Source organism: Herbaspirillum hiltneri N3 (assembly GCF_001267925.1).
Taxonomy (GTDB): domain Bacteria; phylum Pseudomonadota; class Gammaproteobacteria; order Burkholderiales; family Burkholderiaceae_D; genus Herbaspirillum; species Herbaspirillum hiltneri.
This window is the reverse complement of record NZ_CP011409.1, coordinates 3,293,123-3,309,818: the sequence shown is the minus strand read 5'-3', so window position 1 is coordinate 3,309,818 and position 16,696 is coordinate 3,293,123. Positions and strand designations below refer to the sequence as shown.

At 62.7% G+C, this 16,696-nt stretch carries 14 protein-coding genes and 1 riboswitch; of the genes, 5 read left to right on the top strand and 9 right to left on the bottom strand.

What is annotated here, in order from left to right; all coding sequences use genetic code 11:
- Positions 1–54: 54 nt before the first annotated feature.
- The 7 genes from cobA to F506_RS15065 all read right to left on the bottom strand — a co-directional run bounded on the left by cobA (position 55) and on the right by F506_RS15065 (position 7,106).
- A complete protein-coding gene (gene cobA, locus F506_RS15095) occupies positions 55–798 on the bottom strand; it encodes a uroporphyrinogen-III C-methyltransferase (RefSeq protein WP_053198731.1) in 744 nt (247 codons plus the stop codon).
- Between the two features lie 91 nt (positions 799–889).
- Complete coding sequence (locus tag F506_RS15090; protein WP_053198728.1) at positions 890–2,227, bottom strand: sulfate adenylyltransferase subunit 1; 1,338 nt, start codon at positions 2,225–2,227, stop codon at positions 890–892.
- Complete coding sequence (gene cysD, locus F506_RS15085; protein WP_053198726.1) at positions 2,227–3,162, bottom strand: sulfate adenylyltransferase subunit CysD; 936 nt, start codon at positions 3,160–3,162, stop codon at positions 2,227–2,229. The genes F506_RS15090 and cysD overlap by 1 nt, the downstream gene beginning before the upstream one ends.
- A 110-nt stretch (positions 3,163–3,272) precedes the next feature.
- Positions 3,273–4,007 carry a phosphoadenylyl-sulfate reductase gene (locus F506_RS15080; protein WP_053198725.1) on the bottom strand — a complete coding sequence of 245 codons (735 nt, stop codon included), beginning with the start codon at positions 4,005–4,007 and terminating at the stop codon, positions 3,273–3,275.
- 35 nt (positions 4,008–4,042) lie between these two features.
- Complete coding sequence (locus F506_RS15075; RefSeq protein ID WP_053198722.1) at positions 4,043–4,579, bottom strand: DUF934 domain-containing protein; 537 nt, start codon at positions 4,577–4,579, stop codon at positions 4,043–4,045.
- The gene (locus F506_RS15070; protein WP_053198720.1) at positions 4,572–6,266 is read right to left on the bottom strand and encodes a nitrite/sulfite reductase; all 1,695 of its coding nucleotides are present in this window, start codon (positions 6,264–6,266) and stop codon (positions 4,572–4,574) included. The genes F506_RS15075 and F506_RS15070 overlap by 8 nt, the downstream gene beginning before the upstream one ends.
- A gap of 66 nt (positions 6,267–6,332) precedes the next feature.
- Entirely contained in the window at positions 6,333–7,106 is a 774-nt protein-coding gene (locus F506_RS15065; protein WP_053198719.1) for a sulfite exporter TauE/SafE family protein, read from the bottom strand.
- A 129-nt stretch (positions 7,107–7,235) separates the two neighbouring features.
- Here F506_RS15065 and F506_RS15060 point away from each other — a divergent pair, with 129 nt between their 5' ends.
- Both F506_RS15060 and F506_RS15055 read left to right on the top strand, forming a co-directional pair.
- Complete coding sequence (locus tag F506_RS15060) at positions 7,236–8,177, top strand: CysB family HTH-type transcriptional regulator (RefSeq protein ID WP_053198717.1); 942 nt, start codon at positions 7,236–7,238, stop codon at positions 8,175–8,177.
- Between the two features lie 41 nt (positions 8,178–8,218).
- Positions 8,219–9,544 carry a chloride channel protein gene (locus F506_RS15055; RefSeq protein WP_053198715.1) on the top strand — a complete coding sequence of 442 codons (1,326 nt, stop codon included), beginning with the start codon at positions 8,219–8,221 and terminating at the stop codon, positions 9,542–9,544.
- An 81-nt stretch (positions 9,545–9,625) separates the two neighbouring features.
- Here the strand turns inward: F506_RS15055 and F506_RS15050 are convergent, their stop codons facing one another.
- Both F506_RS15050 and F506_RS15045 read right to left on the bottom strand, forming a co-directional pair.
- The gene (locus F506_RS15050; RefSeq protein ID WP_053198713.1) at positions 9,626–11,518 is read right to left on the bottom strand and encodes a chemotaxis protein CheA; all 1,893 of its coding nucleotides are present in this window, start codon (positions 11,516–11,518) and stop codon (positions 9,626–9,628) included.
- On the bottom strand, positions 11,518–12,246 hold the full coding sequence (locus F506_RS15045; protein WP_053198711.1) for a protein phosphatase CheZ: 729 nt from the start codon (positions 12,244–12,246) through the stop codon (positions 11,518–11,520). The genes F506_RS15050 and F506_RS15045 overlap by 1 nt, the downstream gene beginning before the upstream one ends.
- 413 nt (positions 12,247–12,659) lie before the next feature.
- Positions 12,660–12,920: riboswitch (cobalamin riboswitch) on the top strand.
- Between the two features lie 62 nt (positions 12,921–12,982).
- Between F506_RS15045 and F506_RS15040 the strand changes: the two genes are divergently transcribed.
- The 3 genes from F506_RS15040 to F506_RS15030 are packed head-to-tail and all read left to right on the top strand — an operon-like array spanning position 12,983 to position 16,695.
- A complete protein-coding gene (locus F506_RS15040; protein ID WP_053198709.1) occupies positions 12,983–14,917 on the top strand; it encodes a TonB-dependent receptor family protein in 1,935 nt (644 codons plus the stop codon).
- A gap of 18 nt (positions 14,918–14,935) precedes the next feature.
- Positions 14,936–15,928, top strand: coding sequence for a FecCD family ABC transporter permease (locus tag F506_RS15035; RefSeq protein WP_144424064.1), 993 nt, complete (start codon positions 14,936–14,938; stop codon positions 15,926–15,928).
- Entirely contained in the window at positions 15,925–16,695 is a 771-nt protein-coding gene (locus F506_RS15030) for an ABC transporter ATP-binding protein (protein WP_053198707.1), read from the top strand. The genes F506_RS15035 and F506_RS15030 overlap by 4 nt, the downstream gene beginning before the upstream one ends.
- Position 16,696: the final 1 nt, after the last annotated feature.

The following is a 16,696-nucleotide window of genomic DNA, read 5'->3' as shown; positions in this document are numbered from 1 at the left end:
AAGTGTGCCCGGAAAAATCAGAGAAGAATCAGCGAAAAATGCGCGAGGAGGCAATCAGCCGCGGCCCGCCAGCGCCTCGCCGATCATCACCAGCACCGGGCCGCTGCACTGGGTCAGGCCCTGTTCCAGCGTGCCGAGTTCGAGATCGAGGATGCGTTCGTTGTCGCGGCTGCAATTTTCCACCACGACCACCGGTGTTGTGCGGGCATAGCCGAGCGACAACAAGCGCTGCGCCGTCACAGTGGCTTCGCGGCCGCCCATGTACTGCACCAGCGTGTCGCCGTTGGGCATGATGAATTCGCTGGGCTCGTCAGGGGCAGTGCTGGAGGTAAACAGCGAGACGCTGCGCGCGACGCCGCGCTTGGTCAGTGGCCGCTGCGCCGACGATGCCGCCGCCAGCGCGGCAGTGATGCCGGGGACGATTTCGTAGGAAATGCCGTGGCTGTCGAGCGCGCGCAATTCTTCGTCGGCGCGGCCGAACAGCATCGGGTCGCCGCCTTTGAGGCGCACCACCAGACGATATTGGTGCGCGCATTCGATCAGGCGTTCATTGATGACTTGCTGGGCGGTGGAGCGTTGGCCACTGCGTTTGCCGACCGAAATCTTGACGGCCTGCGGGCACAGCCCCAGCATTTCTTCAGTGACCAGCGCGTCGTGCAGGACGACGTCGGCTTGCGCCAGCAGGCGCGCACCGCGCACGGTAATCAGGTCGGCCGCGCCGGGACCGGCGCCGATCAGGTAGACCTTGCCTGTCGGCGTGGCGGAAGCGGCGGGCGTTGGCGAATTGGCTGGGCTCATACGAAGAAATGAAATGGATCGCAGCCCGGCTGTTGCCGGCTGCCGCGCGTTTCAACCCGTTGAGGCGGGTGAAACGGCACAGCAGCGATTATCAGGCATCCAGGCGGATCATGCCAGCGGCAACGGTCTGGTGCGTGACTTCATCGATCAGGATGAAGGCACCGGTAGCGCGGATCGCATCGTAGCTGTCGGCGGCGATGGCTTGCTGGACATTGATCGACACGCGGGCGATGTCGTTGAGCTTGAGCGACTCGGCCGGATGGCGTTGCTGCGTGTTGATGTCGAGCAAGGTGTCGATCTTCGCCACGCGCGCCGCCACTTGCTTGGTGGTGTGCTTGAGCCAGTATTTGCGGCGCGGATCGAGCGCATCTTCGGACAGCCAGCACAGGTCGGCGCTGACGGTCTTGAGCTGCGTCGGCGCCTGCTCTGCGGAGGCCAGCATGTCGCCGCGCGAAATGTCCAGATATTCGTCCAGCAAGATCGTCACCGACTGGCCGGCCGAGGCCGAGGCCAGCGAACCGTCCAGCGTCAGGATGTCCTTGACGGTCGCAGTCTGGCCGCTCGGCTGCACCAGCAGCTTGTCGCCCTTGCTCACCTTGCCGGCTTCGATGCGGCCCATGTAGCCGCGGAAGTCATTGGCTTCGTGGCCGTTGTGGCGCGCCACCAGTTGCACCGGAAAGCGGAATGGCTCTGCGTGCGCGTCTTCGTACACCGACAGCGACTCCAGCAGCGCGATCAGCGTCGGGCCCTTGTACCACGACAGCTTGTCGCTGGCGGTCACGACGTTGTCGCCTGCCAACGCCGACAGCGGGATCGGACGCACGTCCTTGAGCCCCAGTTGCGCAGCGAATTCACGATACGCGCCGACGATGCGGTCGTACACGGTCTGGTCATAATCGACCAGATCCATCTTGTTGACTGCAACGACGACGTGCTGGATTTGCAGCAGGTGGGCGATGGTCGAATGGCGCTTGGTCTGGGTAAGGAGCTCGACGCTGCCGTCGTCACCAAGTTTGACCTTGGACACGTCGATCAGGATGATCACGGCGTCCGCCGTCGACGCGCCGGTCACCATGTTGCGCGTGTACTGCTCGTGGCCCGGCGTATCGGCGATGATGAACTTGCGCTTGGGCGTGGCGAAATAGCGATACGCCACGTCGATGGTGATGCCTTGCTCGCGCTCGGCTTCGAGGCCGTCGGTGAGCAAGGACAAATCGATGGTGTCGCCCACGGTGCGCTTGTGCTTGGCGCGCGACATGGCGTCGAGCTGGTCGGCGAAGATGCCCTTGCTGTCGAACAGCAGGCGGCCGATCAGCGTGCTCTTGCCGTCATCGACCGAGCCGGCGGTAATGAAGCGCAGCAGGCCGCGTTCGTGCGCGTTGGCGTCGGAATTCGTGTTCAGGTTTTTTTCGGCAACAGCGGCATTCATCAGAAATATCCTTCTTTTTTACGTTTTTCCATCGACGCTTCGGAGGTCTGGTCGTCCATGCGCGTCGCGCCGCGTTCGGTGATCTGGGTGACGGCGGTTTCGGCGATGATGGCTTCGACGGAAGCGGCATCGGAGGCCACGGGGCAGGTGCATGAAATGTCGCCCACGGTGCGGAAGCGCACCACGCGGCTCTCGACGGTTTCTCCTTCCCGCGCCGGGGTGAGGTCGGTCAGCGGCACCAGCAGGCCGTTGCGCGGAATCACTTGGCGCTCGTGCGCAAAATAGATCGGCGGCAGCGCCAGTTTTTCGCGGGCGATGTATTGCCAGACGTCGAGTTCGGTCCAGTTCGAGATCGGGAACACGCGCATGTTTTCGCCGGGATGCACGCGGGTGTTGTACAGGTCCCAGAGCTCGGGACGTTGCGCCTTCGGATTCCATTGGCCGAACTCGTCGCGGAAGGAAAAGATGCGTTCCTTGGCGCGCGCCTTTTCTTCGTCGCGACGGGCGCCGCCGATACAGGCGTCGAACTTGAATTCGGCGATCGTTTCCAGCAGCGTCACGGCTTGCGCCGCATTGCGCGAATCGGTCAGCGGATTGCGCAGGCGCACGGTGCCGCGCTTGATCGAGTCTTCCACCGAACGCACCACCAGCTTTTCGCCGAGTTCGGCGGCGCGCTGGTCGCGGAAGGAAATGACTTCCGGGAAGTTGTGGCCGGTATCGATATGCACCAGCGGGAACGGGAACTTGCCCGGACGGAACGCCTTCTCGGCGATGCGCAGCAGCACCACGGAGTCCTTGCCGCCGGAAAACAGCAGGGCAGGGTTGCTGCACTCGGCTGCGACTTCGCGCATGATGTGGATGGCTTCGGATTCCAGCCAGTCGAGATGACGGCTGCTGGCGTTGTCCAGGAAGAGTTGTTCAACTGCTGTGTTCATACAATGACCTTCGGTTCAAGTCGGATGCAAATCGGATATCGGATATCGGATATAGGGTACGGCGATGGCGGCAATGGCCGCGCATCGGCATGTCGTTTGTCGTGAAAAAATCAGGCCGGCGCGGTCTGCGATTTGATGCGGATCAGCTTGCCGTCCACCACATGCAGGCCGCACTCCTTGGAGTCGGGGTTTTCCCACCACCAGCGGCCGGCGCGGACGTCTTCGCCCGGGTCGATGGCGCGGGTACAGGGCTCGCAGCCGATCGAGGGATAGCCCTGATCGTGCAGCGGGTTGTACGGCACCTGGTTGTCGCGGATGTATTGCCAGACGTCTTCTTCCGACCAGTCGGCCAGCGGGTTGAACTTGGCCATGCCGTGCGCCGGATCGTCTTCCTGCACGTCGAGCGCGGCGCGGGTGACCGACTGCGCACGGCGTTGGCCGGTGATCCAGGATTTGTTGCCGGCGAGCGCGCGGTTGAGCGGCTCGATCTTGCGGATGCGGCAGCATTCCTTGCGCATCTCGACGCTGTCGTAGAAGGCATTGAGACCGTTCTGCGCAACGTATTGTTCAACCGCCGCAGGTTCCGGACGATACGGCGTAACGTCGTAGCCGTAGGTCTCCCTGATGCGGTCGAGCATGCCCAGCGTCTCTTTGTGCAGGCGGCCGGTTTCCAGCGTGAAGATGCCGATTTTTTCCTGCAGCTTGCCGCGCAGGATGAGGTCGGTCAGCACCATGTCCTCCGCGGCCATGCTGGAAGCGAACACGGCCGGCGCGTAGTCGGCGGCGATCTTTTCCAGCGTGGCGCGGGTAGCTTCGATGAGCGCTTGCAAAGCTTGTTCGGACATGGCGTTACTTCCTTTTTCCTTGATCCCGGTGATTCTTAATCGCGGGTGGCGACCGTCTCGCGTTTGGCGCGACGGAACAGCGGATTCTTTTCATCCCACGAGGTCTGGTACTTTTCCGAAAAGTCGGTCAGGCCCTTCAACGCATCGTGGATGTCCTTGTCGGCGCGTACGGCGAAGGCGTTGAAACCGACGCGCTGCATGTAGAACAACTGGTCGCGCAGGACGTCGCCGATGGCGCGCAATTCGCCGGTGTAGCCGAGGCGGGCGCGCAGGTTGTAGGCGATCGAATAGCCGCGGCCGTCGGCGAACTTGGGGAAGTCCACGGCGACGACCTTGAACGGAGCAAGGTCGTCTTTGAGCGCTTCCGGACGCTCGTCGCTGGCGAACCAGACGCCGAGTTCCTGGTGGCCTTGCAGTGTGGCGCGTTGCGCCTGCCACACTTTCAGCGGCACGATGATCTTGCCTTCCGGGATGGCCACGCCTTCCGGCGTCTCGCCTTCGTTCAGGCGCAGTACGGTCCAGTCATCGCTGATGACGACTTTGTCTTTGATGATGTGAGTGGAATTAGGCACAGACGTCTTCTCCAGTGACTTGACCAGCTTTGATCGGGGTTGCATAGACGAAGTCCTTGAACGGCGTGACGCCGACGCGGCGTACCGTGTCGATGAAGCGCTCGTCTTCGATGCGTTGTTTGACATAGACCTGCAGCAGGCGGTCGATCACGGTCGGCATCTGGTGCGCCGAGAACGACGGGCCGATGATCTTGCCGATGCTCGAAGTGTTGCCTTGCGCGCCGCCCAGCGACACCTGGTACCACTCGGCGCCGTCCTTGTCGACTCCCAGGATGCCGATGTTGCCGACATGGTGGTGGCCGCAGGCGTTGATGCAACCCGAGATGTTCAGTTCGATGTCGCCGATGTCGTGCTGGAAGTCAATGTTGTCGAAACGTTCTGCGATCGCCTGCGCAATCGGGATCGACTTGGCGTTGGCCAGCGAGCAGAAGTCGCCGCCGGGGCAGCAGATGATGTCGGTCAGCAGGCCGATGTTCGGCGTTGCCAGTCCGTGTGCCTTGGCTTCTTTCCACAGTGCGTACAGTTCGCTTTTCTTGACGTCGGCCAGCACCAGGTTCTGCTCGTGCGTGACGCGCAGTTCCGAGAAGCTGTAGCGGTCGGCCAGGTCGGCGACGAAGTCGAGCTGGTCGGCGGTGATGTCGCCCGGCGGCACGCCGGTCTTCTTCAGCGACAGGATCGCGGCCGCATAGCCGGGTACCTTGTGTTCCTTGACGTTACGCTTGATCCAGTTGGCGAAGCCCTTGTCTTCTGCCTTCAGGCGCTCGTATTCGGCATCGGTGGCGGGCAGAGTTTCATACGCGGGCTCGGTGAAATAGTTCGCCACGCGTTGCAGTTCTTCTTCGGTCAGCGTCGACGGGCCGTCCTTGATGTCTTGCCATTCGGCTTCGACCTGGCGCGCGAATTCTTCAGGGCCGATGGCCTTGACCAGGATCTTGATGCGCGCCTTGTAGATGTTGTCGCGGCGGCCGTACTGGTTGTATACGCGCAGGATCGCTTCCAGGTAGGACATCGCGTGCTTCCATGGCAGGAAGTCGCGGATCTGGCTGCCGAGGATGGGCGTGCGGCCCATGCCGCCGCCGACCAGTACACGGAAACCGACTTCGCCGGCCTCGTTCTTGATCACGTGCAGACCGATGTCATGCACGGCGGTCGCGGCACGGTCCTGCTCGGAACCGCTGATGGCGATCTTGAATTTGCGCGGCAGGTAGGCGAACTCGGGATGGAAGGTGCTCCACTCGCGGATCAGTTCGGCGTAAGGACGCGGGTCGACGATCTCGTCGGCGGCGACGCCGGCCAGTTCGTCCGAGGTGGTGTTGCGGATGCAGTTGCCGGAAGTCTGGATGGCGTGCATTTCGACCGTAGCGAGCTCGGCAAGGATGTCCGGGGACTCTTCCAGCTTGATCCAGTTGAACTGGATGTTCTGGCGTGTGGTGAAGTGACCGTAGCCGCGATCGTACTTGCGCGCGATGTGGGCGAACATGCGGACCTGGCGCGATGCCAGCAGACCGTAGGGAACCGCGATGCGCAGCATGTAGGCATGGCGCTGCAGGTACAGGCCGTTTTGCAGGCGCAGGATGCGGAATTCGTCCTCGACCAGTTCATCGGAGAGGCGGCGGCGGACCTGGTCGCGGTACTGGGCAACTCGCTCTTTGACGATCAGGTGATCGTATTGGTCATAACGGTACATCTTGTCATCCCTGTTAACGTCTTGCAGAAGTCTTTCTTGGAGACTTCATGTGATAAAAAAAACAGCCTACCAAATCAGCTTCAAGGCAACGCTCGTCAGCGTAATCGCCAGCAGGCCACGCAAAAATTTCTCCGGCACCGCACGCGCGGCGAAGGAGCCGATGGTGATACCGGGCACCGAACCCAGCAGCAGCGCGCCGAGCAGGCTCCAGTCGATCGAACCCAGCCACCAGTGACCGAACGCCGCAATCGCCGTCAACGGCACCGCGTAAGCGATGTCGGTGCCGGCAACTTCCGCCGGCGACAGCCGCGGGTACAACAGCACCAGCAGGGTGGCGCCGACCGCACCGGCGCCGATCGAGGAGATCGTCACCAGCGTGCCGAGCACGGCGCCTGCCAGGATCGTCGCCCGCGACAGATCCAGGCCTTGCAACTGGCGTTCGGGATGGGCATTCAGCCAAGTCTGAAGTTTACTCTTAAACAGCAATGCGATCACCGTGAGGAAAACGGAGATAGCGATGGAATAGCGGATGACGAGGCTGATGCCGTCGCTGACCGCGCCGAAATGTTTCAGCAGCAGGGTGGTGATGACGGCTGCAGGCAAAGCGCCATAGGACAGGCGGCGCACGATGTCCCAGCGCACGGTGCCCTTGAAGCGATGCGCGAACGTGCCGGCCGTCTTCGTCGCCGAAGCAAAGGCCAGGTCGGTGCCGACCGCCACGCTGGGGTGGATGCCGAACAGCAGCGTCAGTAAGGGAGTCATCAGCGAGCCGCCGCCGACGCCGGTCAATCCGACCAGTACACCGACAGCAAATCCGCTGACTACATAAGAAACAGTCATAACACCTCGTCTATAACAGGTCGAATCGTAATAAACTTAGGCTTCAAACCAAACTACATACTATTTATTTGCTTATATGCACATTCGGCATATACAAATTCATTTGCTGAGCATATCGAAGGACAGGCCATGAATCTGCATCAGTTCCGCTTTGTCAGGGAAGCGGTCAGGCAAAACTACAATCTGACCGAAGCCGCCAAGGCGCTGTTTACGTCTCAACCCGGCGTATCGAAAGCGATTATCGAACTCGAAGAAGAACTCGGCGTCGACATCTTCACCCGCCACGGCAAGCGCATCCGCGGCCTGACCGAGCCGGGCCGCGCGGTGTTGCGCTCGGTCGAGCTGATCATGCAGGAAGTCGACGGCCTGAAGCGGATCGGCAAGGAATTCGCCGCCCACGACAGCGGCAGCTTCACGATCGCCACCACGCATACCCAGGCGCGCTATTCGCTGCCGAAGGTGGTGCAAGCCTTTACGCAGAGATATCCCAAGGTCAGGTTGTCATTGCTGCAAGGCAATCCCAAGCAGATTACCGAAATGGTGCGCAACGACCAGGCCGACATCGCGATCGCCACTGAGGCGCTGGCCTCAGGCGAGGGACTTGTCTCTTTGCCATGTTATCAGTGGGAACACGTGGTAGTAGTGCCGCCCGACCATCCCTTGCTCAAGTCCAGGAATCTGTCGCTGGAAGAAATCGCCGGCTATCCGCTGATCACTTACGACGCCGCCTTCAGCGGCCGCAGCAAGATTGACCACGCCTTCACGCTGCGCGACCTGAAACCGGACATCGTGCTCGAAGCCATCGACGCCGACGTCATCAAGACCTATGTCGAGCTGGGCATGGGCGTGGGCATCATCGCCGGCATGGCTTTCGACGCCGATCGCGATCGCGGGCTGCGCTCCCTGCCGGCCGGTCACCTGTTCGGCACCAACGTCTCGCGCGTGGCGCTCAAGCAGGGCGCTTATCTGCGCAGCTATGTCTACACCTTCATCGAATTGCTGGCGCCGACGCTCAACCGCAAGTTGATCGGCCAGGTCATGGAAGGCGAGAAGGACATGTACGAACTGTAAGTTGCCTGCGGGCAGCGGTATAACTGATTGGAACTGAAGCGATGATGTCGATGCTTGCCGGCCTGCATGGCCATACTCTGCGCCGGGCGCGCCGGCTGTGGCTGCAATACGGGATTCTTTGGCTGGGTGCCGTGCTGGTCGGCCTGGTGGCGGTGATGTACGCGTGGCTGATCGATTTCGGGTTCGAGATGTTCAGCGCGATGCGGCGCGGTCACGCCTGGTTGCCGCTGATCCTGACGCCGGCCATGAGCGCCTTGTGCGTGTGGCTGACGCGCCGCTTCTTTCCGGGCGCCGAGGGCAGCGGGATTCCGCAGGTGATCGCGTCGCTGGCCGAAGAAGACGAGCGCGGAGAGTTGCGTGTCAAGCGCGCCTCCGCATTGCTGACGCTGAAGATCCTGGCCGGCAAGATCGGCATTTCTTTCCTCGGCATCCTGGGCGGCTTCACCATCGGTCGCGAAGGACCGACGGTGCATGTAGGCGCCGCGCTGATGTACAACATGCGGCGCTTCTACCCGCGTCCCAGCGCCATCCTGGAACGGCGCCTGATCCTGGCCGGCGCAGCAGCCGGCTTGTCGGCCGCCTTCAATACGCCGCTGGCCGGCATCGTCTTTGCGATTGAAGAACTGTCGCGCAGCTTCGAGCAGCGCGCCAGCGGCATCGTCATCACCACCATCATCTTTGCCGGCATCGTCGCGCTCGGCCTGAACGGCAACTACACATACTTCGGCACCATTAATGCCGGCAATGACAGCGCGCGTGAATTGATCGTCGCGGTCATCGTCAGCGGCATCCTGATGGGTGTGGCCGGGGGTGTCTTTTGCTGGCTGCTGCTCAATACCCACAAGTGGATTCCGGCGCCGCTGCGCGTCTTGCGGGCCGAGCGCCCGGTGGTGTTCGGTGCGGTGTGCGGTCTGATCGTGGCGGTCATCGGCTTGTGCGCCGGCGGCATGACCTTCGGCAGCGGCTATGCGGAAGCCAAGGGCTTGCTGACCGGCCAGGCGCAATTGTCGGCGTGGTATCCGCTGGCCAAGATGGCCTCGATGGTGGGCTCTTACCTGCCGGGGATTCCGGGCGGCATCTTCGCGCCGTCGCTGTCGATCGGCGCCGGCTTCGGCAATCTGCTGCACATGGTGTTCGAGCACACCTCGCTGTCGATGCTGATCGCCCTGGCGATGGTCGGCTACCTGGCCGCAGTAACGCAATCGCCGATCACCGCCTTCGTGATCGTCATGGAAATGATCAACGGCCACGCGCTGGTGATTTCATTGATGGCGACGGCTTTGCTGGCGAGTCGCGTTTCGCGCTTCTTTGCGCCGCCCCTGTATGAGGCGCTGTCGGAGCGCTATGCGCATCCCGTCACGAAGTGATGGGATGAATTTGCTGAGGCCATAAAAAAAGCTGAGACCGCGAACGGGCTCAGCTTTTTTGCAGGTCTTGCAGCGGATTGCTTAGACTTGCGCGACAGCCTTCGCAGCGGCGCGGCAGCCTTCCAGCAGGAAGGACAGGCCGACCACCAGCACCAGTTCACCCTCCGCAGAGCGTGCAGTACCAGTAATGCCGTTGGTCTGGATGGCGGTCAACGGTTTGATCACCAGGTCGGCAGTGCCTTCCACGGCTTCGACGCCGAGGATGTACGGATGCGGTACGGCCATCACGATACCGACACGTTCATTGCCCGGTTCATAGCCGAGCACGCCGGCCAGCGAATGCACCGGCAACGGACGGCCCTGGTCGCGCAACACCGGCGCTCCGCCGACTTCATCGAACTCGTCCGGCAGTTCCACCACGCGTTCCACTACTGCCATCGGCAAGGCCAGCGCAGCGCCGGCGGTACGTACCAGCATGGTCGGGATGATCGACAGTTCGATCGGCAGACGGATCGAGAAGCGCGTGCCGACGCCCAGCGTCGAGTCGATACGGATGGTACCGCGATGCTTTTCCACCGCCGTCTTCACCACGTCCATGCCGACGCCGCGGCCGGATACGCTTGATGCCACTTCCTTGGTCGAGAAGCCCGGGAGGAACACCAGTTGCAGCGCTTCGTCGTGACTTTGCGCTTCGTGTTCGCCGATGAGGCCTTTGCCGATCGCCTTCTTGCGCAGGAAATCGGGATCCATGCCCTTGCCGTCGTCGAAAATTTCAATCATGACGCTGCTGGCTTCCTGCCATGCCTTGAGCGAAATGGTCGCCTTGTTGGGCTTGCCGGCAGCGCCGCGATCGGTTTCGATACCGTGGTCGAGCGAGTTGCGCAGCATGTGCACGAGCGGGTCGTACAGGCTGTCCACCACCACGCGGTCGACTTCGGTTTCGGCGCCGGAAATCGCCAGGTCAACGTCCTTGCCCAGATCCTTGGCAAGTTCGCGCACCAGGCGCGGGAATTTCTGGAACAGGCGTCCGACCGGCTGCATGCGCGTCGACAGTGTCGCGCGTTGCAGCTCGCTGGAGTAGCGCGAAGCGCGTCCCAGCGTTTCGGCCAAGGTCGACATCAGCGCAGCGGCAGTGCCTTCGAACTTGAACTGTTGCAGTTTTTCCAGCAACACGGCGGCCTGATTGGCTGCCTGCACCGATTCGCCGGCCACTTCGAGCAGCGCGTCGAGCTTGCCGGCATCGATACGGATGCTTTCTTCCTTGGCGTTGCCGGGTTGGTTGTCGGTGGCGCGGCGTGCTGGTACGGGAGCGGCCGCCGGCTTCGGTGTCGCCGAAGGCAGCGATTTCGGATGGCCGGAGCTGCTTTCCGCTTCCGCGGGTGCATCTTCGATGGCTGCGGCAGCAGCTGGCGCAACTTCGCCGGTGCCGCCCGAAACGGCCTGGTACAAGGCGTTCCAGTCGAGCGAGCCGTCCGGACCGAGCACGCTGGCGCCGCCGTTGGCCGAAGGCGTCGAGACGGCAGCCGGCGCAGCGGCAGGGGCGGCGGCACTGGGAGCAGGAGCTGCAGCGGCAGCCGGCGCCCCCGCATTGCCTTCAATGGCTTGCGTCAGAATGTCTTCAAGGTCCTGCGGCATTGACGCCAGGCTGGCCGGGTCGGCGCCGTTGGACAGCTCGTTGAGCTGGTCGGCGACGAAGCCGCTGGCTTGCAGCGCCGCTTCGATCGCCAGCGGCGTGACCGGCGCCTTGCCGGTGCGCAGCGCGTCGAACAGGTTTTCAGTCAGGTGGCAGGCCGATACCATGGCCGGCAAATTGACGAAACCCGCACCACCCTTAATGGTGTGGAAGGCGCGGAAAACCGCGTTCAGAATTTCCAGGTCGTCAGGATGTCGTTCAAGAGTCAGCAGATGCTCTTCAACGCTAGTCGCGAGGTCCAAGGCCTCGACGACAAAATCCTTGAGCATTTCATCATCCATTAGAACCCCAGATTAGCGAGTAAGTCATCCACATCATTCTGCGCCATGGCCGAGCCCGGGGCAGAAGGTCCGTTCAACAACTCAACCGGCTTGTCGGCCTGGATCGCCGCCTTGACTTCCGGCGGCGCGTTGTCGCGCAGCAGCTGCGCGAGTTCACGTTCCGCGATGGCGGTGATGCCGACGATCTTCTTGATCAGCTGGCCGGTGATGTCCTGGAAGTCCTGCGCCATCATGATTTCGAGCATGCGGGCCTTTTCGACCTCGGTGGCTTCGATGACGGCGGAAGAGAATTTCTTGGAATCGTTGGCCAGATTCTTGAATTCGTCGATGGTCATCTGGCCGGCGAACAGGCGCGCCCAGCGGTCATCGATGTCTTTGGCCTTGCTGGCGAGGGCGTCCTGGGCTGGCATGCCGGCGTCGATCGAATTGAGCACCTTGTTGGCGGCTTGTTCGGTCAGCGTGGCAACGTGCTCCAGGCGACCCTGGGCATCGCCGATCTGCGAAGCGACGTCCGACAGCGAACGGTCGTAGCCGAGTTCGCGCATGGAATCGTGCAACAGGCGAACGATGCCGCCCAAACGTTCGTACATGGGCTTGTCGGACTGGTCTTCGGGCGGAGCTGCTGGGTCCTCGGCGGCGGCCGCCGGCGCGGCTGCCGCGACCGAAGCCGGCAGAGTTTGCGCCGAAATCTCATCGAATAGTGCCTCTAAATCAACGTCGTCACTCATGATCTTGGTATCTCCATACAAATTTGATGCGTTATTTGCTTCCGCCGCAAGGCAGGTAATCTGTCACAACTGAATTACATGGTTCGACGAGATGGCTCGGTGATAGGAAGCTCCTGTTGCTGTAAATGCGCGGCAGCGGCCGCCGGATATTCATTGCATATCGGCAACAAATAAAAAATCTGTAGAGAGTTTGCCCCTGTTTTTGCCTGATCCCCGGGAAGCGGTCCCGGCGGGGACGGACTTCCGCTATTTGTTGAATTGATTATAAGCCCCTGTCAAGCGGCTCCATCGGCTAAAAAGCGATGAAAATTCCCCATTTAAATGGCGTTATGGCGACGCTGTTGATCTTCGGGCAATCATAATGCAAGCCCGCTTCGTTTGTCACGGATGATTGCCGCCTGTGGCATTGGCGCATACAATTGCGCCGTTTTGGTGCTCGCCGGCATGTTCATGCCGGTAGTTAAACGGGAAGCACGGCGCGGTGGCCTGGGAAACCGGATCGCCGCCAACGTGCGCTGCCCCCGCAACGGTAAGCAAGCGCCGTTCCTTATCGGGAACGGCAACCTGCCGACTTCGCCACTGTGATCGCCGCATATCTTGTTTGCGGTACGGCACGGGAAGGCGCGGCGGGCCAGGCTTGCAGCCCGGATACCGGCCATGACAGGGGAAGGCCCGGCCTTCCATTTCAATCCGGCTTGCGGGGAGGCAGGCCGGAGATCATTGCTACTACGACATCATGACATTCACAGTTCCAACCCGCCGCGCCGCAATCGCCTGCGCGGCATTCTCGCTCGCGAATTCGCTTGCCTGCTCCGTGGCGCAGGCCGCCGATGACCAGAACCTCGCTGCGCTGCTCGTCACGGCCTCGCGCTTTCCGAACGACCCGGCGTTTCCGCCCGTGGGCGCGACCGTGATCGGCGCCGAGGATATCCGCAATGCCGGCATCGACAACGTCAACGAAGCGATTCGCAAACTGGGTGGGGTGTATGGCCGCCAGAGCCTGGCGGGGCCGGGGGACTTCGCGCTCGACATGCGCGGCTTCGGCAGCAACGGCGACCAGAACATGGTGATCCTGATCGACGGCGTGCGCCTGTCGGAAAACGAATTGTCGACCGCCTTGCTGTCGTCGGTGCCGATCGATTCGGTCGAGCGCATCGAGATCGTGCGTGGCGGCAGCAGCGTCCTGTACGGCGACGGCGCCACCGGCGGCACGATTCAGATCATCACCAAGCGCCCGGCTGCGGATGCGATCCACGGCAGCGTGGTCGGCGAAGCCGGCAGCTATGGTTTGCGCAGCGGTCGCGCCAGCGTCGCCAAGGGCTGGGACGGTTTCGCATTGAACGCTGCGTACAGCAAGCAGCATGCGGACAATTATCGCGACAACAATGCTTCCAATCAGGAGAATTTCAGCGGTACGGCGCAATGGTTTTCCAACGAAGGCCGCTTCGGCCTGCGCGTGGATCTGGCGCGCGCCGACTATGGCCTGGCCGGTTCGCTGAGCATGGCGCAATTCCTGGCCAATCCGCGCCAGACCAGCAGCCCGAAGGACTACGGCGCCTATGACAGCGACCGCATCACCGCCTTCTTCGAGCGACGGTTCGGCGCGCTGGAAGCGGCGGCGGAGTTGTCGCATCGCGAAAAGATTTCCCGCGCCAGCTATGGCGGCGGCGCGGTCAGCGAAGTACATAGCCGCACTACGCAATTTTCTCCGCGCCTGCGCCACATCGCTGAAGTCGGCGCGTTGAAGAACGAGCTGGTGGCCGGCGTCGATTTTTCCGAATGGCAGATCGGCAACGTCGACGGCAGCGGCGATGCCGCACAGACTGCGCGCGCGGCATACGTGCGCGATGAACTGCAGATCGCTCGTAATACCCGTATCGCGGTGGGCGTGCGTCATGAAACGATCGACAAGCGCAGCACCGCCAACGCCTACGACAAGGCGCAGGGCGTCAACGCCTGGGATGTGCAGGCGAGCCATGCCGTGATCCCGTCGCTGCGCCTGTTCGGCAAAACCGGCCAAAGCTATCGGCTGCCGACTGCTGACGAAAACCGTAGCATCGTGCTGGCGGCCGGGCAGATCCTCAAGCCGCAGACCTCGCATGACCTCGAGTTCGGCGCGACCTGGGGCGGCGCCGACAACAACGCCACGCTGAGGTGGTTCCGCCATCGCATCAAGGATGAGTTGTTCTACGATCCCACCGTCGGCGCGTTCGGCGCCAACGTCAATCTCGATCCGACCAAACGGCAGGGCGTCGAACTGGAGGCCGCCGCGCGCCTGAACGCCGACTTCAGCCTCAAGGGGAATTTCCAGCATATCGCCGCGACCTTCACGGGCGGTCCGAACGCCGGCAAGGAAATGGTGCTGGTGCCGAAGAATACGGCCTCCGCTCGCCTGAACTGGCAGTCCGGAAATCAGACCGTCAACCTCGGCGTGCTGTGGGCCGACGCGCAGCGCTACGGCGGCGACTTCAGCAACACCTGCAATGCACGCATGCCGTCGTACACCACGGTCGACGCGCGCTATGCCGTGCGGGTGAGCGCATGGGAGCTGGCGCTGACCGGCAGCAACCTGGGCGACCGGCGTTACTTCTCGCAAGCTTTCGGCTGCGCCTCGGGCATCTATCCCGAAAGCGGCCGTGCAGTAAAATTCACCGCTCGTTACGACTTTTAAATTCATCACAAGGACTTCATGCGCAGAGCGATCCTGCTGCTTTCCTGCCTCGCCGCATTGGCCGCGCTGGCGCTCGTGCTGGCGGGGCTGTGCGGCAGCACCGGCTGTCTGCGCCTGAGCGGCGCCTCCGCCAACTCCGCCGACATCGCGATGCTCCTGCAGTTGCGCGTGCCGCGCGCGCTGACGGCGTTCACCGTCGGCGCCTTGCTGGCGATGGCGGGCGCGCTGATGCAGGTGCTGCTGCGCAATCCACTTGCCGAACCTTATGTGCTGGGCGTCTCCGGCGGATCCGCTGCGGGCGCCTTGCTGGCGATGTTGCTGGCCGCGTCGATCGGTTTGCAACGCCAGAATGTCGCCGCCGTCGGCGCCGTATTGGGCGCGGGCCTGGCGGTGCTGCTGCTGTTCGGTCTGGTCGGAAAATCGCTGCGGCGTCTGCCGCTGTCGCCGATGGCGGCCGGACATCGTTTGCTGCTGACCGGCATCATGCTCGCGGCCGGTTTCGGCGCCGTGATTACGCTGGTGCTGACGCTGGCGGGAGATACGCAATTGCGCGGCATGGTGTTCTGGCTCATGGGCGATCTCGAAGACAGCCGTTTCCTGCCGCTGGCCGCCGCCATCGCGGGCGCAGTCTTGCTGTGGTCGATATGGAATGCACCGCGCCTTAACCTGCTCGCACGAGGTGAAAGTTTTGCGCAGCTGCTCGGCGTGCCGGTGGTGCGTCTGCGCGTGGCGACCTTGTGCGCGGCGTCGCTGGCGACCGCTGCGGCGGTGACGCTGGCCGGCACCATCGGCTTCGTCGGCCTGGTGGTGCCGCACGGTTTGCGCCTGCTCGCGGGCAATGACCAGCGCGTGTTGCTGCCGGCTGCGGCGCTGGCCGGAGGCGCAGGTTTGACGCTGGCCGATCTGGCAGCGCGCACCATCGTCGCGCCGACGCAATTGCCGGTCGGCGTCATCACGGCGCTGATCGGCGTGCCGCTGTTTTTGTGGCTGCTGGCGCGGAGTCGCGCATGACGGCGGGCCTGCTGCTGCAAGTGGAAGGGCTGACGCTGCGCGTCGGCGACGCCACCTTGCTGAAGAACTTCGACTGGAAAGTGCACGCAGGGGAATTCTGGTGCGTACTCGGTAAAAACGGCATCGGAAAAAGCACCTTGCTGCATGCCATCGCCGGTCTGCTGCCGCCGGCGTCCGGGCGCATCGGTTCTCCCGTGGGCGAGGTCAGGCGGACAACGCCGCAGCAGCTGGCCTTGTGGCGTGGACTGCAGGCACAGCAGCAGTTCGATGCATTCTCCTGCAGCGTGCTGGACAGCGTGATGGCGGGTTTGCATCCGTATCGTCCGGGCTGGGGCTGGCCGGATGCGGCCGACCGGCGCGCCGCGCTGCATGTGCTGGAACGTCTGGACATGGCGTCTTACGCGGATGCCGACGTGATGCGTTTGTCGGGCGGCGAGCGCCAGCGTGTGGCGATGGCCACGCTGATGCTGCAGGCGCCGCAACTCTATCTGCTGGACGAGCCCGCCTCGCATCAGGATGTCGCCGCGCAGCTATTGGTGATGCGCACGCTGAAAGAATTGGCGGACGATGACCACGCGGTCGTCGCCACCATGCACGACATCAATCTGGCGGCGCGCTTTGCGTCGCACGTGCTGCTGATCGCAGAGGGAAAAGTCTGGCAGGGCCGGGCCGCGGATATCCTGCGTCCGGATCTGCTGGAAGCGGCCTACGGTTGCCGTTTCGAGGCGGTGGATTCTGCCGGCGGAAGATGGCTGATGCCGGCCTGAG